The organism is Methanosarcina sp. 1.H.A.2.2 (assembly GCF_000979975.1).
GTDB lineage: Archaea > Halobacteriota > Methanosarcinia > Methanosarcinales > Methanosarcinaceae > Methanosarcina.
Genome location: NZ_JJQL01000078.1, coordinates 1 through 24,879 on the forward strand (window position 1 = coordinate 1; position 24,879 = coordinate 24,879).

Below are 24,879 nucleotides of genomic sequence, written 5' to 3' on the forward strand. Positions count from 1 at the left end.
ATAAGATGTACTTTTTTTGGGGAAACTATTCTCTGGCTTAATTGGCAGAAAAAATGGAAAATAAGTTCCAGTTAAAGAGTGAGTTTAAGAGGACCCTAACAATTTTGGATAACTGTTGAGGAAGTGGAGGCAATTTATCACGATTCTTCACTTAACCGAAGACGCATGAATCCTATTTACATTTCGTCTGAGTTGCGGCAAGAAGCCAGGCCAAAGGTAATGGGTTTGGGCCTATTTTCACAGGATTCCTTGCATTCGAATCATACCTCTTACATCCGCTTTTTTGGTTCTTCACTGTTTCTAGTGGATAATTTACACAATTTCCAAAATATAGAAGGAACATACATAAATTTAGAAACATTTATCGGTATAAATCACATTCAAAGAAGGAGCCAGCCTCAGCATTCCAATCCAGGAAAAGAAGGATAAAAATGAATTTCAATGGGTAAAAAACATTCAACGGGTAAAGACATATGAATAATAACCAGACCCCGGAGCAGCAAGCCAGAGATGCCATCGATAGAAAATTATATGATTCTGGCTGGGTAGTGCAGGAAAAGAGCAGGATCGACTGGAGTGCCTCCAGAGGCATTGCAGTTAAGGAATATCTGACCGATGTGGGGCCGGCTGATTATGTACTCTTTGTTGACAAAAGGCCCGTTGGAATCATTGAGGCGAAAAGGGACGAAGAAGGCCACCGGTTAACCGTTGTTGAGGAACAATCAGCCGACTATGCTGCAAGCAAGCTAAAGTACCTGAACAATGACCCGCTTCCTTTTGTGTACGAGAGCACAGGGGCACTTACACGCTTCACAGACTTCCGTGACCCGAAGCCAAGGTCAAAACCTGTTTTTTCTTTTCTGCGGCCTGAGACTTTTGAGGAATGGCTCAAAAAGAAGCCTTTGAGGGAAAGGTTACTTGAGATACCGGAATTGCCAACCGAAAGGTTACGGGACTGCCAGATAACAGCGATTTCAAATCTTGAAAAATCCTTTAAGGACAACCGCCCGAGGGCTCTGGTCCAGATGGCAACAGGTTCCGGAAAGACCTATACTGCTATAACCTTCATCTACAGGTTACTAAAATTTGCGGATGCCAGAAAAGTGCTGTTCCTTGTTGATACCAGGAACCTTGGCGAACAGGCAGAGCAGGAATTCATGGCTTATGTGCCCAATGATGATAACCGTAAATTTACCGAACTGTACAATGTTCAGCGCTTACGTTCCAGTTATATTTCCTCGGACAGCCAGGTGTGCATTTCTACAATTCAGCGGCTTTACTCTATTCTGAAGGGCGAGGAGCTGGACGAAAAAATAGAGGAAGAGAACCCTGCCGAGAGGGGCTGGCAGCCAAAGGAACCGCTTCCTGTAGTTTATAATGAGAAGATTCCCATTGAAGAGTTTGATTTTGTAGTCATAGATGAGTGCCACCGCTCCATATACAACCTGTGGCAGCAGGTGCTGGACTATTTCGATGCTTTTTTGATAGGCCTGACAGCAACACCGGATAAACGCACTTTCGGGTTTTTCAATGAGAATGTGGTGAGCGAGTACAGCCATGAAGAAGCTGTTGCAGATGGCGTGAATGTCGGTTATGATGTGTACACCATCGAGACCGAAATCAGCAAAAACGGGGCAAAGATAGCTGCGCGGGAGTTTGTGGACAAGCGGGAGAAACTTACCCGTAAAAAACGCTGGGAACAGCTGGACGAAGATTTCACCTATACTTCCAAAAAGCTGGACAGGGACGTGGTCAATCCCAGCCAGATCCGAAATGTGATACGGACATTTAAGGAAAAGCTGCCTGAGATCTTCCCTGGCAGAGAGGAAGTTCCAAAAACCCTGATCTTTGCCAAGAACGACAGCCATGCCGATGATATTATCAATATACTGCGGGAAGAATTCAACGAAGGGAATGCCTTTTGCAAGAAAGTGACCTACAAAGCGGAAGAAGACCCAAAGTCGGTATTGTCAGATTTCCGCAATGCATACAATCCCAGAATAGCAGTTACAGTGGACATGATTGCCACGGGTACGGATGTTAAGCCGCTGGAATGCCTGCTGTTCATGCGGGATGTTAAAAGCCTGAATTATTTTGAGCAGATGAAGGGCCGGGGTACACGCACCCTGGGCTTCGATGACCTGCAAAAGGTGACAAAATCGGCTGTTTCAGCCAAGACACATTTTGTAATTGTGGATGCCGTGGGGGTCACAAAGACCCTGAAAACTGACAGCCGGCCTCTGGAACGCAAGAGGAATACGTCACTGAAAGACCTGCTGGCAGCAGTAACCTTTGGCGCTCAGGACGAAGACCTGTATGTTTCCCTGGCTAATCGGCTTGCAAGGTTGAACAGGCAGATAAATGAGGACGAAAGAGCTACTTTTGCCGAGAAAGCGAATGGAAAAACTATCAATCAGACTGTGAAGGACCTGCTCAGTGCATATAACCCTGATATCATTGATTCCGGAGCTTCCGAGATTAAACAACGCCAGCCGGAAATTCAGGAAACCGATGCAAAGAAAAAGGCACAGGAGAAACTGATTGATGTCGCCAGGTCCACTTTTTCCGGCGAGCTGAACGAATACATCGAAAATGTCCGCAGAGTCCATGAGCAGATAATCGATACCTTGAACCCCGACACCCTTCTAAGAGCCGAGTGGGACAAAGACGCTGTTATACGGGCTGATGAGCTGGTCAATGATTTTAAGGCATATATGGAAGCTAACAAAGACGAGATCACAGCCCTGAGAATTTTCTACAACCAGCCCTACCAGCGCAGGGAAGTCACCTTTACGATGATAAAAGAAGTGCTGGACAAACTGAAACTGGAAAAGCCCTATTTTGCTCCTTTCAGGATATGGCAGGCTTACGAGCAGCTGGAAAAGGTGAACGGAAATTCCCCGAAGAATGAACTCACAGCCCTGGTTTCCCTGATCCGCAGGATAACCGAAACCGACCCTGTGCTGACCTCCTATGACCAGACCGTAAACCGGAACTTCCAGGACTGGGTATTCAAAAAACAGGCGGGAACCCTGAAATTCAATGATGACCAGATGAACTGGCTCCGCATGATAAAGGATTACGTTGCCACGAGCTTCCATCTGGAAATAGACGACCTTGATTACACTCCCTTTGATGCTCTTGGGGGGCGCGGCAGAATGTACCAGCTTTTCGGGGACGAGATGAATCTGGTTATCAGTGAGTTGAATGAGGCTCTTGCGGCGTGAAGATAAGAGAATGAGTGGGATGGAGGAAAAGTTCGGAGAAAACTGTGGGGAAACTGTGGGGAAAAGTGGGGTGAAAGGTTGGGAGATAAGTTGGGTGAAAACTGTGGGGAAAAGTTGGATGAAAACTAGCATCCTGAGGAAGTTCATAGACGTTCTTTTGCTCACCGTTTTCAGTTACTGGTGGACACGACCTCAAGTACGTAAGGAATGTATATTATTAATGAATTGTTATTATTAATGGGGCGGTTTATGATGGGCAGGCGGAGAGCATGGAACGCTTCTCTGTACTTTTGAAAGGGATAAATAAAGACAATAAGTGAATAATATATTGGGAGTTGAGGTGTATGGGAGTAGCTGAAGAAACACAAGTTCCAAGGCACATGACTTTTGTGCCGGCAAACGAAATAAAAGGATCTAAGATCCTCACCATTAAAGATGAAGAACTCGGAAAGATTAAAGAAGTCATGATTGACTCTGAACGGGGAAGAATCGCATACGTAGTATTTGCTTGTGATTGTTTTCTTGGTATGAAGTGTAAATTCTTTGCCATTCCCTGGGGAGCTCTTCAAGCAAGTCGAGGAGATTATATCCTTAAAGTTGAGAAGGAAGCATTCAAAACGGCAGAAGGCCTGGATAAAGATGTGTGGACTTTAAATCATAACGATCTGGCTAAAGTGTATGAACAGTATAATCTTCAGCCTTACTGGGAAATTTAAATGCTCATTTTCGGGTGATGATATGAAAATTGTTGTTTCCGATCCGATTTTCTTACCGAAGAATACAGGAAAGATTTGAGGTTCCCGGAAACCTTACTATTTTTGAGAATATGCCCTTTTCCATTGAATAATTTATTTCAGTCGAATAAGACGTCGTTTAAAGAATGTAAAAAATAGTGAAGTATTTAATGTACACCCTGATCGACAGAGTCCATTACTGATTATTTACAGACGGGTATGGCAAAAAAACTAACTGCTGATATTACCCAGAGTAATACGACCGCCAGTATTTTATACGATAACTTACATATTATATATTGTTCACAAGGAACTAAGCTGTAAAATGAAGCAAATTCAGGACGGCTTGAAAACCGATCTCGAAATCTACTTCATTGACGCGTAAACTTAAAATGAGGCAAATTCAGGACAGTCTGAAAACTGATCCCGTAATATACTTCATTGGCGCGTAGCTATAAGGTGGAGCAAATTCAGGACGGTTTGAAAACCGATCCCGTAATATACTTCATTTATGGCGTAAACTGCGAAATGAAGCAAATTCAGGACAGTCTGAAAGCTGATCCCGTAATAAACTTCATTGACGCGTAAGCTTAAACTGCGAGATGGAGCAAATTCAGGACAGATTAAAACCTGATCCCGTAATAAACTTCATTGACGCGTAAGCTTAAACTGCGAGATGGAGCAAATTCAGGACAGATTAAAACCTGATCCCGTAATAAACTTCATTGTTGCGTGTCAAACCTTGTGAACCCCTTACTAACTCTTTTAATCAAAGTTAAAACGTATTTACCTCATTTCTCTTCCTTTACTATTTTTCTTAGCTTTTCGTTCCTGATGTTTAACAAGCAACATCATGATACTGTTTTGAGAAAAAGTGAACAGAATGGTGGTTCCTGCTTAATCGATTGGTATTATTCAGAATATCCAGACTCAGACTGGATCTTTTGTTTCTCTCTTCTGCGTCTTGCAAGGCTGAAGTCATCTCGTCTGCCCGCAAAAACAAATAACAGGCGAATTCCTGCTGGTATTAAGAGAAAAATAGATTATAGTGAAATTCCTTCCTGGTCCGAAGAATACTTTCCCTTTACCCCGAAAATCGCTTTTTAATTCACAGGTAAATATCGGACGCCTCCGCCAGCTTGTCTGGCGGCCCTGCAAAAAAAGTAGAAAAAAGAAGAAAGATAAAAAGAGAAAGAAAAAACAGGAGGTTGAAATATACAGTAAAAATCAATAAAAACAGACGTGGAAAGAGCGTTTTTCAGGTGTATTTTTATCCGGTTCTGACCGTATCCCCCTATTTTTTACTTCAATTTTACTTTATGGCTTTTCTTGCGGGTCTTTTTTCTTCTTTTTTGTCTGAAAGCCGCTCTCCTGCGTCGAGCGTGACAAAAACGACACGGTAAGGCGAATAAGGTTTTATGGGTCCGAGAAATCGTAATTCAGTCCTCTTGAGCGCAGTTCACTGCTAAAACCCATAAATAAGTCCTCTTGAGCGCAGCGAAAAGGACAGCGTACTGCAGAGCCGCAACTCTGCCGAAAAGGACCGCATACTGTTGCGATTACATCGCAACTCCCAGAAAATCTCTGATTTCCTGTGATCCCGAGGCGCAATTCGGGTTTTTCAAAAATATCAACCATGTAACGGTGGACGACCAACAGAATACTGGTCACTGATATACTGATTATTTTATCGGGTGCCATTATTTTCATCAACGCATCCACTAAAAATAATAAAGATTGTCAGAATAAATATTAACATTCGCAATCCCAATCATCCCCGGTTAATTTCAATGCCACAATGTTTTCGAGACTCTTTTTCTTTGTTTGAGACTCTAATACAGGCATATATGCCTTTATACGGTTTAAATTTTTGATAAAATCCCTGAAAGACACAAGTAGGCAATTATTTAATCAACTGATATCTTAAAAGTATTCCAAAATTGATAATGAAAGGTTCGGAGAAAAGTTTGGAGAATACTCCGGCTCATGAAAGATATTATTAACAAATTAAAAGAGGCTTTGACTGATTAAGATGAAAACGATTAAATCTTTAACTGAAGCCGAATTAGCCGAATTACCAAAGTTACCTGTGGAGTGGGGATGGGTAAAGATAGGAGATCATTCTTTTGTCACGAAACTTGCAGGATTTGAATATACAAAACATGTAAAATATCAAGAAAAAGGCGATATACCAGTAATTCGAGCTCAAAATGTTTCAAAAGAAGGTTTTATTCCAAGAAATTTTGTTTATGTAGACAAAGAAACGATGGAAAAACTCCCACGGTCAAGAATTCGTGGGGGCGAAATACTGATGGTATTCGTCGGTGCAGGACTAGGAAATGTAGGTATAGTACCTTATAATAAAGAATATTTCCTAGGACCAAATGTTGCTAAGATCGACTTGGGAAAAAATCTAAACAATAAATATGTCTTATTGTTCCTTTCTTCAATTTTAGGTTTTGGAAATATTTCAGGAATGTCTAAAGCTACAGCTCAAGGGTCGATTTCAATGAGCAACATTCGTGAAGTCGCAATTCCTTTTGTAGCATTAGAGGAACAACGCGCCATCGTCTCTAAAATCGAGCTTCTCTTCAGCGAACTGGACAATGGCATTGCCAACCTCAAACTGGCACAGGAACAGCTCAAGGTTTATCGGCAGGCGGTGCTGAAGAAGGCATTTGAGGGAGAGCTTACAAGAAAATGGCGGGAGCAGCAGACGGATTTGTCGGATGCGGGGGAGTTGCTGGAAAAAATCAGGACGGAAAGGGAAGATGCTGCAAAGGCTACCGGCAAAAAAATGAATGAAGTTAAGCATCTCACTGAAGTGGAATTGGCAGAATTGCCAAGACTACCAGAAGGGTGGAGATGGGCAGGGTTGGGAGAAATAATTAACAATATTCAAGCTGGAAAAAGCATAAAGTGCGACGAAAGGCCTCCTAAACCAAATGAACTTGGAATTGTAAAAGTGAGCTCAGTTTCGTGGGGAGAGTTTAAAGAAAACGAAAGTAAAACTTGCTTCAGTGAAGAGGCTTTTAATGCTGATTACATTATTCACGAAAATGATTTTCTATTCAGTCGAGCTAACACAATTGAATTAGTGGGAGCCTGTGTTATTGTGAAGTCTATAAGCAAATGCTTGATGTTAAGTGATAAAATACTCAAGATAGACTTTTCACAAAACCATAATAATTTATATTCTTTGTATTATCTGCGATCTGTTTTTGGTAGAAAAGAAATCGAGTCATTAGCAACGGGTAATCAGGAATCAATGAGAAATATTGGTCAAGATCGGATAAAACAAATAAAATTCCCCTTCTGTTCCCTCCCCGAACAACAAGCCATTGTTCAGGAAATCGAAACACGCCTTTCAGTCTGCGATAAGATAGAGCAGGATATTGAAACTAATCTGGAAAAAGCCGAAGCACTGCGGCAGAGTATTCTGAAAAAAGCGTTTGAGGGGAAGTTGCTTAATGAAAGGGAGCTGGCAGAGGTTCGCGGGGCAGAGGATTGGGAACCGGCTGAGGTTTTGCTGGAGAGGGTGAGGGTGGAAAAGGCAGACAGCGGCAAGAAGGGTAGATCATGATCTCTGAGCAATTGAAAAGCATCATCCGGGACGGCGAAGGGCTTACCGTGGAATTTAAGGAGTGCAAAACTCAGATAAACCGTGATGTGTACGAGACAGTCTGTGCTTTTCTAAATCGCAATGGAGGACATATTGTTCTTGGAGTTGATGACAATGGGAATATCATAGGAATTGATACGGATGCTCTGCCGCAGATCAAAAAGGATCTTGTTACTGCGCTGAATAACCCGCAAATTATCAATCCTCCTTTGTACATATTGCCGGAGACTGTAAACATTGAAGGAAAAATCCTTCTCTATCTCAATATTCCTGAAAGTTCACAGGTTCACCGCTGTAAAGGAAAGATATTTGACAGGAATGAAGATGGGGATCTGGATGTTACCAATCATCCTGATGCTGTGGCTCATCTCTATATTCGCAAGCAGAGCTCATTTTCAGAGAACCGCATTTATCCTTATGTCAGACTGGAAGACCTCAGAACCGATCTTATCCAGAGAGTGCGGAAAATGGTTCGTGCCGAGAATCCCAATCATCCATGGGCAACAATGAATGATGAGGAACTTTTAAGCAGTGCTCGTTTGTATCAACATGATTACCAGACCGGCAAAGAAGGTTATACTCTTGCTGCAATTCTTTTGCTGGGGAAAGACGAAGTTATCCAGAGCGTACTGCCCCATTTCAAGACTGATGCCATTCTTCGCAGAGTTAATCTTGACCGTTATGACGACAGGGACGACATCCGTACCAACCTGATCGAAAGTTATGACAGACTCATGGCTTTTGTTGCAAAACATCTACCTGACCCTTTTTATCTGGAAAAGGATCAGAGAATCAGCCTGAGAGACCATATTTTCAGAGAAGTTGTTACAAATATGCTCATCCACAGGGAATACATAAACGGTTTTCCTGCAAAATTCATAATTGGAACTGATCAGGTTGTTGCGGAGAATGCAAACCGCCCACATGGACATGGTAGAATAAATCCTTCCAATTTCACACCATACCCTAAAAATCCGGTAATTGCTCGCTTTTTCAAAGAAATCGGAAGGGCGGATGAGTTAGGTTCAGGTGTCAGGAATCTCTACAACTACACAAGGATTTATTCCGGTGGAGCTGATCCACAGCTTCTTGAAGGAGACATTTTTAAGATCATTGTTCCTGTTACCCCGCAAGCTACCCCCCAAGCTACCCCCCAAGCTACCCCCCAAGCTGAAAACGATAAGATCAGCGCATTATTAGAGTATTGTATTGAACCAAGAAGTCGAGAAGAAATTCAAGAGTTTATGGGATTAAAAGATAGGAAGCATTTCAGATTAGAAATCTTAAATCCACTTATTCAAGAAGGAAAACTCTTCCTCACCATTCCTAATAAACCGAATAGCCCTAACCAAAAATATTACTCTCATATCAAGGATCCAAACCATGTCTGAAAACACCTCATCCATCGTTTCCAAAGTCTGGAGCTTCTGCAACGTCCTGAGGGACGGGGGCGTGAGCTACGGAGATTATCTGGAACAGTTGACCTACCTTATATTCCTGAAAATGGCTGAAGAGTACAGGAAGCCGCCGTACAACAGGGATATTGGCATCCCGGAGGAATACACCTGGGATAATTTGAAACAGCAGCGTGGAGCAGAACTCGATATTCACTACAAGAAGCTGTTAGAAGAGCTTGGGAAAAAGCCGGGGATGCTCGGGCAGATCTTCCTCAAAGCCCAGAACAAGGTCAGCGACCCTGCCATGCTCTACAAGGTCATTGATATGATCGACAAGGAAAGCTGGGTCATGATGGGCGTGGATACAAAGGGAGAGATCTATGAAGGGCTCCTGCAGAAGAATGCAGAAGATACAAAAAGCGGAGCCGGCCAGTACTTCACCCCCAGGCCGCTCATCAGGGCGATGGTCCAGTGCCTCCAGCCCGGACCCACGAAGACAATCGGCGATCCCTGCTGCGGCACAGGCGGGTTCTTTTTAGCAGCTTATGACTTCCTTACATCAAACCACCGGCTGGACCGGGAACAGAGCCGCTTCCTGAAAAATAAAACCTTTGGCGGGAACGAAATCGTTGCAGGGACCCGCCGGCTTGCCCTGATGAACATGTTCCTGCACAACATAGGGGAAATCGACGGGGAGCCCATGATCTCCAATTCCGATGCTCTCATAGCCGATCCTGGATACCGTTACGATTACATCCTCACAAACCCGCCTTTTGGAAAGAAGAGCAGCATGACCTTCACCAACGAAGAAGGGGAGCAGGAAAAAGAAGACCTCACTTACAACCGGCAGGACTTCTGGACCACCACAAGCAACAAGCAGCTCAACTTTGTGCAGCACATCCACACCATCCTCAAAACCGGCGGGCAGGCAGCAGTGGTATTGCCCGACAATGTCCTGTTTGAAGGCGGAGCCGGAGAGACCATCCGTAAAAAACTTCTTGAAACCACCGACCTGCACACAATCCTGCGCCTGCCGACAGGCATCTTCTATGCAAATGGCGTAAAGGCAAACGTGCTTTTCTTTGAAGCTAAATCCGCAGCGAAAGAGCCCTGGACAAAAGAAGTGTGGATCTACGATTACCGCACAAATGTACACCATACATTAAAGAAAAATCCACTGAAGTTTTCAGATCTGGAAGATTTCATCAAATGCTACAACCCGGAAAACCGCTTCAGCCGCAAAGAGACCTGGAGTGAAGAAGCTCCCGAAGGCAGGTTCCGCAAATTCAGCTATGATGAAATTGTAGCAAGGGATAAAACAAACCTGGACATCTTCTGGCTCAAAGACAAAAGCCTCGCGGACCTGGACAACCTTCCGGACCCCGATATTCTTGCAAATGAGATTATAGAGAATATGGAGGCTTCGCTGGCAAGTTTCAAGGAAATTATGCTCACAATTAATGGAAACGGTGAAAGTGAAGAGAATTAAAAAAGAAATTCCACATATGTCTGAAGATTAAAGAATATTCTTGATATTCTTTTTATCATTTCTTGATATTCTTTTCATCAGTTCTTGATATTCTTTTTATAATCGCCAAATCCAAAAATTCAGGTTTTTCAATAAAATGTTGTGGTGGATATCCACCACTTATATATCCACCACTTACTTTACTGTAAGATTTTCAGGTCAGGCTGCAAGGTCGCATAAGTAGATATCATTGCCAGCCGTACTATCAACATAGTTCTTGTCCATTCCCCACACAAGAGTGTTATTGTATACTTCCGGTGTCGTATAAACTTCTTCAGGATACTCATATACCAGTGTGCTTTGTCCCGTAGATATGTTATATACATATACTCCAGGCTTGCCTTCATAATCATCAACACATTTATTGTATACAATTTTATCATTTTGTATGGCAATGTGTGTCCCTGTACTGGCGCCGTATTCATTTCCATCTGGATCGGTGTCAAGTTGATGTGTGACGTCCAGGGTTTTCTTTGTTGAGGTATTATACATCGCAATATATCCCTGATGATTATATACATCAGACCAGATGACGTTAGTACCCCATATATGCGGTATGTTCGGATCTCCATATGAATTGACAGTTATTCTTTCCGTCGTATTGATGTCATACATTCTGATAGTTATATCCACTTCCGGATCTTCTGAATATGAGTAATACACCACTTTTGTGTCATATATGTCGGGATTACTACCGTTTCCTATTTTTGTCTGTGTGGATGTAGATATGTCCCTCAGATATACACTATCATTTTCACTCCAGACGATTCTGTTGCCGTAAATAGCAGGTTTGCTATATTGGTCTACGTTCTTCGTGATGTAACTTTTTGTGGCTGTTGGTATATCGTACACAGCAAGCCTTGGTGTTCCACTGCTTTCATCATGCCACACTAACTTGTTGTCGTAAATATCCGGACTGGAGGCCCCAGAAGAGCTAAACGTAGTGTCTGTTCTGTTGGTCAGGTCGTATAGATGAATAACAACCCCATTTGTCCATACTACCCTGTTACCATAAACAGCAGGATCGTATCCGGTGCCAATTTTCGTAACCTGAGCCTCTGAAGCTGCGGCTGAGATTAAAATCAAAATAACAAAAATCAGGAATGCTGAAGCTAAAGCTATTGAACATAGCTTTCCCTTATTTATCATTTATTTTCCCCCAGGTAGCTTTATTTTTCAAAGTTAATGTAAAGTTTATAGTTCGGATATTTTTCAGATTCTGTAATAGATTCTGTAATAATATCCGAATCATCTATTACTGAAGTCACATTAATCCAAAACTGGACTATTTGCCCAACTAATTATGTGATAAATTAGTAGAGACTAGGTAATTATATAATTTTACGAATAAAATATTTTCTAACCTTTATCACATATAGATTTTTATTAGGAACTAAAATTACAGACTTCAATTCAACATCATAAATTGCTTTAAGACCGGAGCTATTTTCACAAAAGCCCGTTGATTTAAGTTCAAAATGACTCTGTGTTGCCCGGGTTATTTCGTAACATACCCTAAATCAAAACCGGACAAAACAGAGGTTCATCGAACCTTCCTTTTTTGTAGGCTCATTATCTGATTCCCCATATGGGGTAAAAAGGTCAGAAACCGTTTTTTCCGGAGAAAAGCTAACCGCAAGCTAATAAAATGGAGAAGATGAGAATCTGCCCTCAATAAAAAATTTGAGTTAAAACCTTCATTCAAAGATCCGCACGTCCACGACCACATGCAGGACACCCGGAGAATATTTCTTTATCTTTCGGGTTGCCAGGATCTCAACTTTTTTCCCCAGGCATCCGGCAACTTTTTTTATCCTTTCTTCAGGCCTGGTTCTGGCGAGGTTTTCAGGTACCGTTTCATGGTAATGCAGGATCCCTCCGCTTTTTTTCAAAGCTTTCATAGCCGGTTCCAGATAGTGGTGTGTTGTTCCCACATACCCCATAATAACCCTGTCTGCCTCCCCTTCAGGGGCAGCCTGTGAACAATCTCCCGGAACAGGGGTAATAATGTCCTCCACATGGTTCAGCCTGACATTTTCCTTCAGATAGGCAAAAGACTCCGGGTTTATTTCTATCGAGATGACTTTTTCCGGCCGCGCATGGACAGCCATGGGAATTGAAAAGTACCCTATCCCTGCAAACATATCCACAACTACTTCCCCGCTTCCGAGTTTGCTCATCCTTTTTCTCTCATCAAGGTTGCCTTTGGAGTACATCACTTTCGTTACATCCTGCTTGAAAAAACAGCCGTGCTCCTTGTGGATGGTTTCCGTGGAGGTTCCGAGGAGAAGTTCCCTTTTCGGCTGGCGGAACTGCCCTTCAATTCCGAAATCTCTGACAACGCTCCTGCACTTTGGATACATGGAAAGCAGGGCTTCAGCTATCCTTATTTTCTTGCTTTCGAGGGTTTCGGGGATGCTGACGATAATGATGTCTCCTAAAATGTGCCAGCCTGATGGAACACTTGCAAGTTCGGCTTCGGAAAGGGAGTCTTTAAGGTATTCTTTCAGGGACCCGGTTTTTTCCAGAAATTCGGGATTTTCCTGTTCAATTACCGGAAAATCTCCTATTTTTTCTCCTGCAGCCTCGGTGACAGGGATTTCAAGGAAAGTGCCTTCTTCGGTCTGGAGTTTTCGGATTTTTCGGGTATCATCAAAGAGATCCGCAGTTATAACTTCCAGCCGGGCTTCTTCACCTTTTTCGAGCGGAACACGGATAGTTCTGTACATTGGAATTGAAGGATATCCGGCATGGGATTAATGTTTTTTGTTCGTGAATCTAATTCTGTAGATAATATTTTTCTGATGATTTATATAATTATGATGCCATAGATATTGGGATGAATTCCAGAATATTTTTTTCAGCATCTTAATATAAATGCCATTTATATTATTGGGTTAAAAATGTGGTGTGATTAATTTGAAGAAATCAGGTAAAGCGTCCGGAAGCAGCTTATTGCGCTGGATTTTTGGTATATTATTTGTTTTAATAGTTATTGCTGGAATAAACGCGGGAATGAAAGACGTTCCGCTTGCTGAAGAGCCCCAACAGGCCGCACAGCAGGCAGGAGAAACAGACCTTGAGGCCCAGGTTCGAGCTGAAGGAACAGCGTCAGGTCAGGACAGCGGGCTTGCAGAAAATAACCTTGAGGACACTGGTCTTTCAGACAATAATCTTGCAGAAAATAATCTTGCAGACAATAATCTTGCAGACAATAATCCTGCTAACGGTGGAAACCCGACAGATGAAAACTTAACAGTTCATTTTCTTGACGTCGGCCAGGGAGATTCAATTCTCCTGGAATATAATGGAAAAGCTATGCTGGTAGACGCAGGGGAACGAAACCAGGGGTCGGGGGTTTCGGCATACCTTCACGAGCATGATATCTCCGGCATTGATTATGTTGTTGCAACCCATCCTCACGCGGACCATATAGGCGGCATGGATGAGGTACTGAGCAGCTTCCAGGTTGAACATTTCATTGACAGCGGCTTTCCGCATACCTCAAAAACCTATGAGAATATGCTAACCACTATTGATAAGAAAAATATTCCTTTTGAGGTCGCTGAAAAAGGAAAAGAAATAGAATTTGACCCTGCTGTTGATGTGGAAGTTCTGAACCCCGGACCTGAATACTCCGATGAGCTGAACGAAAACTCCGTGGTCCTTAAAGTAAGCTACGGGGAAGTTTCATTCCTGCTTATGGGCGATGCAGGGCTTGAAACTGAAGAAAACCTCATGAACACCGGGTATGACCTGGATTCTGATATTCTCAAAGTCGGGCACCATGCCAGCCGGTCAGGCAGCGGAGGAGCCTTTATTTCAGCTGTAAGCCCCGAAATAAGCGTGATCGAAGTTGGAGCAGGCAATGACTATGGGCATCCCCATCCTGAAATTCTTGAAAGGTTACAGAAGGTTTCCAGGGTCTACAGGACCGATCTCGACGGCTCAATTACAGTGACAACAGATGGCTCTGCTTATACGATAAACACTCAAAAAAGTGGCTCTGGAGAATCTGTGGCAAAAACCGGACCTGCTGAAAGTGGAGCTGAAAGTTCTTCGGCTTCGATGACGACTAAAGAAAATGAACCGAAAGACTCTGAAGCCGAAGAAACCGAAGCCGGAGAAGCCGAAACCGAAGCCAAAGAAGTTGAAGTCGAAGCGAGTGTAACCTCCGGCTCTGCAGAATCAACTGTCTATGTTAGCGATCTGAGCCTAAAAGATGAATGGGTAAAGATTACAAACAGAGGGTCCTCTCCTGTTTCATTGACAGGCTGGAAAATCGAGGATGACGGCAGTAAGCATGCCTATACGTTTCCTTCCTGTACACTGGATTCCCAGACTACTGCAACTCTATATACAGGAGAGGGCGCAGATACAGCTACCGAACTATACTGGGGGTCAGGCAGCCCTATCTGGAACAACGATGGTGATACGGCATACCTCTTTGATGACAGCGGAAATCTGGTCGCTTCGCTGGAGGGGTGAAGATGGGAAACTTTAAAGTTACTCTTGACAGGATAGAGGGCAGTACTGCAGTACTGCTTTTAAGGGATGAGGAGTCGATAAAAATTGACATCCCTCTTTTTTTACTGCCTCTGGAGAGCAGGGAGGGTGATATACTGAATTTCAGCATTGTCAGAGACTCTCAAGAGACAGAAGCCGCTAAAGAAAGAGTGTCAACTTTGCTTGATAAACTTAAAAATAAAAATAAAGAGACAGACTGAATGAAACTATTTTATCGGTCTCCTTCTTCCAGATTTGAGAGAGCTCGCACATTTATTTTCCAGACTGGAGAAAAAACATATCAGCTCCTGTGCCTGTAAAATGTGTCCCTGGCTGTGGGGGGCCGGGCGGCCTTTCCCTCGTCCCGGGAACATCTCCGTTGTGGATTTCGGCCTGGTTACTTACATATCCGGTCTGTTTTTCTCTTCCCCTTCCGGAATTCGCATCATTTGTTAACATTATTTATTTTTTCACCTGGCAAATCTCTTTATACAAGATAAAATAACATATGTTATATAACATATGTTATTCAAAGGGATCTGTATGCCGCCCAAAACAAAATTTGACACAGAAGCCATTGTAGAAGCCGCTTTTGCAATCACAAAAGAAGAAGGCTTTGCCGGCATCACCGCGCGCAGCGTGGCGAAACGTCTTCGTAGTTCGGTTGCGCCGATCTATCTCAATTTCGGAACGATTGATGATTTGATTAAGGCAGTGGTCGAGCGTGTTTTTGCCCTTCTGGATGAAATATTGAAAAAACAAAAAGGGCCGGACCTTTTTGAAAACATCGGAAAAGCCAGTTTAGTGTTTGCGCGGGAGTATCCTGTCCTTTTTCGTGAACTGGTAATGCAGCAAAATCCGTACATGGCTTCGTATGAAACCTTTCAGGACGCCATGGTTGAAGCACTGGCTGAAGATGAAACCATGCGTGGCTTGACGTATGAGGAACGCAAGCGCCTGCTTTTAAAGATGCGGATCTTTCAAACGGGGCTCTCGGTCATGGTCGCAAACGGCCATCTGTCGTTCTGGATTGATGAACATGCCGCTGAAGAGCTGCTTCTGGAAACGGGGGAGGATCTCCTGCGTATACAGCAAATAAAACAAAAGGAGAGGGGGAAATGAAAAAAATAATTATCATAGGTGGGGGTATTGCCGGATTGAGCGCTGGCATCTTTGCCCAAAAAAACGGCTTTGAAAGCGTAATCCTTGAGATAAATCACAATTTAGGAGGGGAATGCACTGGATGGGATAGGCAGGGCTACCACATAGACGGATGCATTCACTGGCTTGTTGGGACAAAACCAGGAACACCGATTCATGACCTCTGGGTTACCGTTGGTGCTCTCAATGGGGTTGGAATTTACCATCCCGAGAGTTTTTTAGCTTTTGAGCACGACGGCATTATCGTACATTTTTATCGCGACCTTGACCGGCTCAGGTCCAGCTGGCTTGAACTATCCCCGGAAGATAAAGCCGCTATTGAAGATTTTTGTCAGGTGATCAGGAAGCTTCAATCGTATGAAACCCCCGTTGAAAAACCTGAGGACTTGATGACGCTTATGGAAAGAATCCGGTTGATGATCTCGTTAAAAGATGCGGGAACTGTTATGCAAAAATACGGCAAGGTCAGCTTAAAGGACTACTCCAATACCTTTAAGCACCCGGCGCTGCAGGCTGCTCTTGCTTCATTTTTACCGGAAGGTTATAGTGCCTCATTCATTTTTTTTGCGCTCGCGGCCTTTACCAGAGGCCAGGCCTCCATTCCCTATGGTGGCTCTAAGGCGCTGGCAACGCGCATGGTTGAACGTTACCTCACCCTGGGTGGAGCCATCGAAGCTCCGTGTGAAGCCGTTGAGCTGACCATAGCCCACAACAAAGTCAACAGCGTCATCTGTCACAACGGCAAAATCTTTGAAGCCGATTATGTCATTGCAGCATGCGATGCGCACGTACTTTATGAGAGGTTACTGAAAGGCGAGTACCCCGATCGAGCCTTCCAAAAACGATATAGTAACCCGACAGATTATCCGCTGGCCTCACAAATTCTGGTAGCATTAGGCTATGAAGGCACAATCGGCGCCCTTCCGCGGAGCCTGTCCTTTCCGGCGGTCCCATTTGAGATCCATCAATCAACTATCAACCGTTTAACAATGACGCACTACCGGCATGAGCCGGCATTTGCTCCAGAAGGCCACACCCTGATCACCTGCAGCATCAACCAATTCCATGAGGATTACGAAGCCTGGGATGCACTTGCCCGGGATCCCGAGGCCTATACCCGGGAAAAAGAGAAAATAGGAAAAGCGGTTCTTCGGGCAATTGAAACACGTTTTCCCCGGATGAAAGGAAAACTCAAAGTGCTTGACGTCGCCACGCCAAAAACGTACGAACGGTATTGCAACGCCTATCGAGGCGCATTCATGCCGTTTTTACTGACCGTCCGGGGAAAAATGATGGCTCATACAGGGCGAATCAAAGGCCTGGACAATCTCTTTTTAACCGGCCAATGGTTACAGCCGCCGGGGGGACTGCCCGTGGCCGTCGTTACCGGAAAAGACACAATCATGAGGCTTTGTAAACAGGAAAAAAAGCCGTTTGTAAGCGTTTAACAGCCTGGTAAAATTGACTTTGTTACCTTTGCCCTGAATTGCACCAAATATGTTTTACTAAGAGATTGATTTTCCTTGCCGTTAATTTGACATTTGCTCTGCCATCAGATTATGCAACAACCGGTGCGTAAAGGTATTCTTGAAAACCAACAAATAGTTCTCTTGTTTCGGCAATTTCACCCAATACTGCCTTAGCATCGCTTATTGTATGGTATTTGAGTTCAAGAAGTCCTGGCAATTTATCCTGGCTGAGTTCTCCAACACCTGTTTCTATATATTTTGAGAGGACAAAATCCAGAAATTCTTTTTGCTGATCATTTAATCCTTCAAAAATTCTTGATTGAGCCCTGTTTACCCTCATTTCCCTTGTGATTGGTTGCAGGGCAAAAGAAACATATTCCAGTACATCAAACAGATCGCTTTTTTCAGCATCTATAAGTTTTTGTAATGTTGTAAGTTCATCCATACCGTAACCTGCTTCGGCAAGTTTTTCAAGGAATACATTACGTGTCATCGGATTTGACCAGATTGTACGAAGCTCATTTTCATCCTTAAAGAATTCTGGCAAAATGCCGAACAGGTTTTGTAAAAATTCCTGTGCTGAAATCGGTTTGCCGGCTGCACTCCAAAAAGAGGTGGAAATCGTGTGTTGAATCTCGCGCTCTTTGCCATCACGCAGCTTAATTTTAAGTATTTTCTTTGCCTCTTTTTTTCCCTGCTCCGATGAACCATAGGTTGCTCTCGGCTCTTTTACTTTCGATGGCTCAGTTTCCATTGGCTCCCCGTCCCATTTCGGATCGGCAAAATGAAGGTGAGCTTTTACAAAATCGTATATGGTGAAATATTCTTTTCCATCGAACAGCCGTGTGCCACGCCCAACTATCTGCTTAAACTCAATCATGGAGTTTATCGGACGCATGAGAATTATATTTCGGATGTTTCGGGCATCAACCCCAGTGGAAAGCTTTTGTGAGGTGGTGAGAATCGTTGGGACTGTATTTTCGTTGTCCTGAAATTCACGCAAATACTGTTCGCCAAGCTTGCCATCGTTAGCTGTAACACGAACACAGTAGTTCGGCTCACTGCTTTTTTTATATTGATTAACCAGATCCCGAACTACCGCTGCATGGCTTTGAGTGGCACAGAAAACAATAGTCTTTTCTTTCTGATCGATTTCAGAAAGAAATAACTTTACTCTATCTGACTCATGTTCTTTAATTTCGATGATTCGATTGAAATCTGGCTCCGTATAGTTTTTCCCTGCTTCAACTTCACCTTCAATGACCTGATCTTCCGGGGCGTAAACATATTCATCGAATGTGCTTTCGATCTGCTTTACTTTAAAAGGCGTGAGAAAACCATCGTTAATGCCTTCTTTGAGTGAGTAAATGTATACCGGCTTACCGAAATATTTGTAGGTGTCCACATTGTCATCGCGTTTGGGAGTTGCGGTTAACCCAAGCTGGACTGCCGGATAAAAATATTCCATGATGCTGCGCCAGTTGCCTTCATCATTTGCGCCGCCTCGGTGGCACTCATCAATGACAATAAAATCAAAATAATCCGCAGGATATGCACCAAAATAGGGTGTGTTTTCCGGTCCGCTCATGAAGGTCTGGAAAATGGTAAAGAATATGCTGCCGTTGGTCGGCACACTCCCTTTTTTGCTGATCTCTTTAGGACTGATACGCACCAGCGCATCTTCCGGAAAGGCTGAAAAGGCATTAAAAGCCTGGTCAGCGAGTATATTCCTGTCTGCCAGGAACAAAATCCTCGGCCTGCGTTTACCATCACGCTTCAGGTTCCACCGCGTCTGAAAAAGTTTCCATGCTATCTGAAAAGCGATGAAGGTTTTGCCCGTACCGGTTGCCAGGGTGAGCAGGATACGCTGTTTTTCTTCGGCAATGGCAGCCATGGTATTGTTGACCGCAATTTCCTGATAATAGCGCACAGCCTTGGTGCTGCCCATATTTTCAAACGGTACCTGAGAAAAGGTTTCACGCCAATGGTTTTGAGTGGCAAATGTCTTGTTCCACAATTCTTCCGGCGTTGGGAAATTGGGAATTAATCCTTCTGCGCCGGTTTTCATGCACATCTGGTAAATTTCCCTACCATTGGCAGCAAAGGTCGTTTCGACGTGCATTTTTTCGGCATAGTTTTTGGCCTGAGCCACACCTTCGCCCACTTCAAGTTTGTCGCTTTTGGCTTCGATAACCGCAAGTTTGCGGTCTTTATAAACAAGTACATAATCAGCTATTAGTGGCTTAGCGCGTTTCCCACCGGTCTGAATTCTACCTAAAGTTAGATGATATTCCCGAAGGATTTTTGAACCTTCGACTACACCCCAGCCGCTTTCAACCAGCTTCGGATCGATGAGTTCTGCCCTTGTTTCCGCCTCATTCATGGTTATGCCCCTGCAAGTTCGCCGTTAAAGGCTTTCTGTAACACGGATTTTTTCAGTTCATCCAGAGCAGCCAGTTTTTGCTGGTATATTTCTTCGAGCTTTTTGGTTTCAGCAGAAAGCGCATCGAGTTTTGCAACGATGGAGGTTTGTTTGGAGATTGGAGGAAGGGGGATTGAAATTTCTGCTAATTTTGTAGCATTGAAGCCACCCTGTGCACTGCCAGATAAACCAGTTTCTATTTTGTCCCAATAAGTTTTTGTTTGAAAAAATAAAAATAAAAATTCCGGTGCTAATTTATTTAAATCTAAGATTTGTAACCTTATTAAATATGAAGCAAATACTGCTAAAGGTGGCTTTTTAACAAGAAAACTTTTGCCAGTAGTTGCGCCTGTTCTTGCAAATACAATGTCACCTTCATTTAAGATATATTTAGATAATTTGTTTTTTTCTATTTTGCAAAATGGCACCGTTTCCCAATCAACATTATTCTCTTGAATATCTGTAATTCTAAGGAATCTTGGGCCAATTTCTTCAAATGATGCTTTTTCAGTGTAACCATAATTAATTTTAGAAGTATATCCCAGCTTCTTCTCTTCCCACCCATCCCCATGATTTGCAAAGACACTTTGCAGATACGACTCAAAAAGCTCGCGGGAGTTTTGCAGGTTCTTTTCGGCGTTTTCTTTTGCCTTTTCGATGGCGGCAAAAGTTTCATCCAGAATGGAAACGATGTGCTGTTGTTCGGAGATTGGAGGAAGGGGGATTGAAATTTCTGCTAATTTTGTAGCATTGAAGCCACCCTGTGCACTGCCAGATAAACCAGTTTCAATTTTGTCCCAATAAGTTTTTGTTTGAAAAAATAAAAATAAAAATTCCGGTGCTAATTTATTTAAATCTAAGATTTGTAACCTTATTAAATATGAAGCAAATACTGCTAAAGGTGGCTTTTTAACAAGAAAACTTTTGCCAGTAGTTGCGCCTGTTCTTGCAAATACAATGTCACCTTCATTTAGGAGATATTTAGACAATTGGTTTTTTTCGATTTTACAAAATGGCACCGTTTCCCAATCAACGTTATTCTCTTGAATATCTGTAATTCTAAGGAATCTTGGCCCTATTTCTTTAAATGATGCTTTTTCAGTGTAACCATAATTAATTTTAGAAATTTCCCCCAGTCTCTTCATTTCCCAATTCTTGTTCATACCAACCCTCGAATCGCATTCAAGATTTCCGCACTTTCCTCATCGAGCACCTGAATTTCGTCCAATATATCTTGTGGATCACGCAGCACCGTTTCATCCTTTTTATGCGGATTCTTCACAGACAGGTCATAGGTGGTTTTGTCCACATTAGCAATATTTACCGACCAAGAGTTTTCGGAATCGGCTCTGGTTTTCTGCAGCTCTACAAACTCTGCCAGATCGTTTTCGTTCAGAGGGTTGGTCTTGCCAAGATTTCTGTCCAGATTGAGCTGATAAAACCAGACTTTTCTTGTAGGCGCGCCTTTTTCAAAAAAGAGCACCACTGTTTTAACCCCTGCACCTATGAAAGTTTTGCCTGGCAGGTCCAGCACAGTATGCAGATTGCAGCTTTCCAGCAGTAGTTTGCGCAGGCTTACGGACGCGTTGTCGGGATTTGAAAGAAAGGTGTTCTTGATTACTACGCCAGCTTTGCCGCCTGCTTTGAGAATTTTTATGAAATGCTGGAGGAACAGAAACGCGGTTTCGCCGGTTTTGATAGAGAAGTTCTGCTGCACCTCGATGCGTTCCTTGCCGCCAAACGGGGGATTGGCAACTACGATATCGTAACGGTCTTTTTCCTGAATATCGGAAATGTTCTCGGTAAGGGTATTGGTGTGCACAATATTGGGAGCTTCGATGCCGTGTAGAATCATGTTCATTATGCCGATAATGTAGGCAAGCGACTTCTTCTCTTTACCATAGAATGTTTCTTTCTGGAGAATCTCCATATCTCTGGTGGTCAGGTCCTTGCTCTCTTTCATGTATTCAAAAGATTCCACCAGAAAACCGGCTGAACCCACAGCCCCATCATACACCTTGTTGCCGATAGAGGGAGAAACCACCTTCACAATAGTTTTGATAAGAGGGCGGGGAGTGTAGTATTCGCCGCCATTTCGGCCTGCATTGCCCATGTTCTTGATTTTGTCCTCGTATAGGTGCGACATCTCATGCTTCTCGGTCTGGGAACGGAAGTGGAGTTCATCAACCTTATTCAGGACTTCACGAAGGTTGTAACCGCTCTGAATCTTATTTCTCAACTCGCTGAAGATCTCCCCGATTTTGTACTCAATAGTATCCGCACTCTCGGCATCGACTTTGAACTTTTTCAGGTAGGGGAACAGCTTGAGGTTTACAAAATCTTCAAGATCGCCGCCGGTAAGCTCTTTTTGATGGTCAATTTTACCGTCTTTGTCTTTGGGAACTGCCCATGCTTCCCATTTATACTCCGGACTGATAATGTCTGTATAAACCTCACCCTTCAGCTCTGCCTTATCTTTGTTATCTTTTTCAAGATCGTCCAGATATTTCAAAAAAAGAATCCACGAAGTCTGCTCTACGTAATCAAGTTCGCTACTGCAACCGGCATCTTTACGAAGAGTGTCATCGACGTTTTTAAAAGTTTGTTCAAACATGTTATTATCGTTCCGTTGATCTATTTTTCTGCTTAGCCAAAACCCTCGACTTTGCTCAGGAAGAATATCTGTAGTGTGTTAGGGATCAGGGTTAATAAACAGTTCGCTTTCCTTACGTTTCCAATTATTTTGGGATTCTGCTAACAGTTGATGAATGAACGGTCTATGAATATAATATTGTACATTATAATAGTTTCATATTTGAGGTGCTGTTAGACCAAGTGAACTAACTCCTAAACTAAATTTAGCAATCAATCCGTGTGTATTCTGAAGAAGCTGTCCGACAATTCAATTTCAGGGAAAAAAGATGTAAAAAATAAGACATATAAAGCCTTTAAATCAAAAGAAAAGGAATTAAGTTATTACTTATAGTAATTGTCGGACAGCTTGTGAAGGGCCAGGTATTCTTGACCCTCCACGCTCCCTGAGTAATAAATGTATAATATAAAAAAATCAGCCGATTCAGGCTTCTGCGATTCCTGCATTGATCTTTTCAGCAGTCTTGTAGGCATCGTAGATTCCAATTGCCCAAACAATCGGGTACGTGAAAAATCCCACGACAAGAATCATTAGAAATAAATTAATTACCTGGACACCTATAAATAAAAATCCTTTTACAAATTCCCCATTGTAGATTTGTCCCAACCCCGCAAACAGGAACGAGGCCACCGCCGCAAAACCAGGATTTTTTGGAGAGAGAGTCGGAGAATTATTTTTTTGTCTCACTCCACAATGCGGGCAAATTTCGGCATCGGACCTGATTTGCTTCCCGCAGGATCGGCAAAAAACGCTTTCGTTTATTCCAGTCAATTTCACAACCTGATTATCCTGAAAAACACCCTCATTTTCTTCCATGAATCCAAATAATGAGAGTGTAGAATATAAAACTTTTTAATTTTTTTCATTATTTTATAATAATGATTTTTAAAAAATACAGTGACCTCTTCCTTGAAATGTAATCTTCTGCTCCTTAGGACAGAACTTTTTATATCTTTTGTGTAAATACTGTTGACTCTTCACTGTTGAGTAGGGGTTGAAAATCCATCAATACATTTCATCCGTTTATTCAGTTTACAACTTTTAATTTTTTGGAATGGACTTACACTGTTTCTGCATCTCCAATATAACAGACCAGCGGGCATGATATTGAAAAGTATCCTCCAGCCGAAGGAATCTATCCGCTTAAAATATGGAATCTTCATCTTGACCGAGTACAGGAAGACCTAATAAAAAGGAGAGCAATAGGCATGTAACAAAATATTATTAAATAAAGATTTTTGAGTACATTCAAAAGCTTCCCTATTATCCTCTTTCTGTATCTTCGTAATTTCCCTAACCAAAGAGTACAATAAAGTTTTAATTGAATACAGTACTGTTATTTTTGAAAAAAATTGTAATAATTCAGAGAGGGAAACTATGAAGATAGTCGGGATATCATCAAGCCCAAGAGGCAAGAACAGTAATACCTTAAAACTGCTGGATGCAGCTCTTGATGGAGCCGCAAAAGCAGGCGCTGAAGTCGAGTCTATCGACGTTGCAAAGATGAAAATCAAATACTGCACAGCATGCGATTCCTGTTATGAAACTGGCGTATGCTCAATAAAAGACGACTATAACGGTGTGCTGGAAAAGCTTCTGGATGCAGACGGCATAATCTGGAGCAGCCCGAACTACATAACAAATGTGACAGCCCAGCTCAAGACAGTCTTTGATAGAAGTCCGCTTGTTATTCATGAGCAGCTCTTTGACGGGAAATACAGCCTTTCCTTAACAACTGCAGGCAGTGACGAGCTCGATTTTGTCCTTGGCATTATAGATAATTTTATGGTACACTGTGGAGGGAACTCTATCGGAGGAGTGGGCTGTTCAGTAGCACGGGGTCCCGAAGCAATGGAAGCAGCAATTGAAAAATCGCGTGAAATGGGTAAAGACCTTGCTGAAGCGATAAAAGAGAAGAGGCAATACCCTGAACAGGAGGCTGCACATGAAGCATTCAGAGAACACTTCAAATATGTCATCCTTGCCAACAAAGCCAACTGGACGCACAACTGCGATTACTGGATTGAAAAGGGCTGGATCTGAATCCCGGCATTGAATTTCCGAAAAAAACGGGATCTACTTGTAAAAAAGATCTGTTTGTAAAAAAGATCTGTTAATGCAGAAATTCAGGGATTCAAATCCCTCTCCTGCATAAACTTA

19 protein-coding genes are annotated in these 24,879 nt (G+C 42.9%); 12 read left to right on the plus strand and 7 right to left on the minus strand.

Annotated elements, in window-relative coordinates; translation table 11 throughout:
- The first annotated feature begins 473 nt into the window (after positions 1 to 473).
- From EO93_RS11685 to EO93_RS11715, 7 genes are all read left to right on the plus strand, one after another.
- Positions 474 to 3,227 (plus strand): DEAD/DEAH box helicase family protein, encoded by a 2,754-nt coding sequence (locus EO93_RS11685; RefSeq protein WP_048162673.1) that lies wholly within the window; start codon positions 474 to 476, stop codon positions 3,225 to 3,227.
- 10 nt (positions 3,228 to 3,237) lie between these two features.
- On the plus strand, positions 3,238 to 3,465 hold the full coding sequence (locus EO93_RS11690; protein ID WP_048162674.1) for a hypothetical protein: 228 nt from the start codon (positions 3,238 to 3,240) through the stop codon (positions 3,463 to 3,465).
- Positions 3,466 to 3,571: 106 nt separating this feature from the next.
- Positions 3,572 to 3,943 carry a PRC-barrel domain-containing protein gene (locus EO93_RS11695; RefSeq protein ID WP_048162675.1) on the plus strand — a complete coding sequence of 124 codons (372 nt, stop codon included), beginning with the start codon at positions 3,572 to 3,574 and terminating at the stop codon, positions 3,941 to 3,943.
- A gap of 1,506 nt (positions 3,944 to 5,449) precedes the next feature.
- Entirely contained in the window at positions 5,450 to 5,635 is a 186-nt protein-coding gene (locus EO93_RS17560; protein ID WP_156161309.1) for a hypothetical protein, read from the plus strand.
- Between the two features lie 358 nt (positions 5,636 to 5,993).
- The gene (locus tag EO93_RS11705; protein WP_052735450.1) at positions 5,994 to 7,544 is read left to right on the plus strand and encodes a restriction endonuclease subunit S; all 1,551 of its coding nucleotides are present in this window, start codon (positions 5,994 to 5,996) and stop codon (positions 7,542 to 7,544) included.
- On the plus strand, positions 7,541 to 8,974 hold the full coding sequence (locus EO93_RS11710; RefSeq protein WP_048162677.1) for an RNA-binding domain-containing protein: 1,434 nt from the start codon (positions 7,541 to 7,543) through the stop codon (positions 8,972 to 8,974). Before EO93_RS11705 ends, EO93_RS11710 begins: the two co-directional genes overlap by 4 nt.
- Positions 8,967 to 10,469 (plus strand): class I SAM-dependent DNA methyltransferase, encoded by a 1,503-nt coding sequence (locus EO93_RS11715; protein ID WP_048162678.1) that lies wholly within the window; start codon positions 8,967 to 8,969, stop codon positions 10,467 to 10,469. Before EO93_RS11710 ends, EO93_RS11715 begins: the two co-directional genes overlap by 8 nt.
- 198 nt (positions 10,470 to 10,667) lie before the next feature.
- Here EO93_RS11715 and EO93_RS11720 read toward each other — a convergent pair whose 3' ends face one another.
- Positions 10,668 to 11,657, minus strand: coding sequence for a hypothetical protein (locus EO93_RS11720; RefSeq protein ID WP_048162679.1), 990 nt, complete (start codon positions 11,655 to 11,657; stop codon positions 10,668 to 10,670).
- Between the two features lie 548 nt (positions 11,658 to 12,205).
- Positions 12,206 to 13,237: a class I SAM-dependent methyltransferase family protein gene (locus EO93_RS11725; protein ID WP_048162680.1), complete on the minus strand. Its 1,032-nt coding sequence runs from the start codon at positions 13,235 to 13,237 to the stop codon at positions 12,206 to 12,208.
- A 286-nt stretch (positions 13,238 to 13,523) separates the two neighbouring features.
- On the opposite strand from EO93_RS11725, the gene EO93_RS11730 reads away from it, so the two are divergent.
- Both EO93_RS11730 and EO93_RS11735 read left to right on the plus strand, forming a co-directional pair.
- Entirely contained in the window at positions 13,524 to 14,996 is a 1,473-nt protein-coding gene (locus EO93_RS11730; protein ID WP_235284235.1) for a lamin tail domain-containing protein, read from the plus strand.
- 2 nt (positions 14,997 to 14,998) lie between these two features.
- Complete coding sequence (locus EO93_RS11735; protein ID WP_048162682.1) at positions 14,999 to 15,235, plus strand: DUF3006 domain-containing protein; 237 nt, start codon at positions 14,999 to 15,001, stop codon at positions 15,233 to 15,235.
- A 52-nt stretch (positions 15,236 to 15,287) separates the two neighbouring features.
- Here the strand turns inward: EO93_RS11735 and EO93_RS11740 are convergent, their stop codons facing one another.
- Positions 15,288 to 15,473, minus strand: coding sequence for a hypothetical protein (locus EO93_RS11740; protein WP_048162683.1), 186 nt, complete (start codon positions 15,471 to 15,473; stop codon positions 15,288 to 15,290).
- Between the two features lie 84 nt (positions 15,474 to 15,557).
- On the opposite strand from EO93_RS11740, the gene EO93_RS11745 reads away from it, so the two are divergent.
- Positions 15,558 to 16,136: a TetR/AcrR family transcriptional regulator gene (locus tag EO93_RS11745; RefSeq protein WP_048162684.1), complete on the plus strand. Its 579-nt coding sequence runs from the start codon at positions 15,558 to 15,560 to the stop codon at positions 16,134 to 16,136.
- The gene (locus tag EO93_RS11750) at positions 16,133 to 17,623 is read left to right on the plus strand and encodes an NAD(P)/FAD-dependent oxidoreductase (protein WP_048162685.1); all 1,491 of its coding nucleotides are present in this window, start codon (positions 16,133 to 16,135) and stop codon (positions 17,621 to 17,623) included. The genes EO93_RS11745 and EO93_RS11750 overlap by 4 nt, the downstream gene beginning before the upstream one ends.
- 109 nt (positions 17,624 to 17,732) lie before the next feature.
- Here the strand turns inward: EO93_RS11750 and hsdR are convergent, their stop codons facing one another.
- From hsdR to EO93_RS11770, 4 genes are all read right to left on the minus strand, one after another.
- Positions 17,733 to 20,027, minus strand: a complete 2,295-nt coding sequence (gene hsdR / locus EO93_RS11755) for an EcoAI/FtnUII family type I restriction enzme subunit R (RefSeq protein WP_048162686.1) — start codon at positions 20,025 to 20,027, stop codon at positions 17,733 to 17,735.
- A 2-nt stretch (positions 20,028 to 20,029) separates the two neighbouring features.
- Positions 20,030 to 21,229: a restriction endonuclease subunit S gene (locus tag EO93_RS11760; RefSeq protein WP_052735451.1), complete on the minus strand. Its 1,200-nt coding sequence runs from the start codon at positions 21,227 to 21,229 to the stop codon at positions 20,030 to 20,032.
- Entirely contained in the window at positions 21,226 to 22,680 is a 1,455-nt protein-coding gene (locus tag EO93_RS11765; RefSeq protein WP_048162687.1) for an N-6 DNA methylase, read from the minus strand. Before EO93_RS11765 ends, EO93_RS11760 begins: the two co-directional genes overlap by 4 nt.
- A 462-nt stretch (positions 22,681 to 23,142) precedes the next feature.
- Positions 23,143 to 23,535: a zinc-ribbon domain-containing protein gene (locus EO93_RS11770; RefSeq protein ID WP_156161310.1), complete on the minus strand. Its 393-nt coding sequence runs from the start codon at positions 23,533 to 23,535 to the stop codon at positions 23,143 to 23,145.
- A gap of 561 nt (positions 23,536 to 24,096) precedes the next feature.
- On the opposite strand from EO93_RS11770, the gene EO93_RS11775 reads away from it, so the two are divergent.
- Positions 24,097 to 24,762: a flavodoxin family protein gene (locus EO93_RS11775; protein WP_048162688.1), complete on the plus strand. Its 666-nt coding sequence runs from the start codon at positions 24,097 to 24,099 to the stop codon at positions 24,760 to 24,762.
- Positions 24,763 to 24,879: the final 117 nt, after the last annotated feature.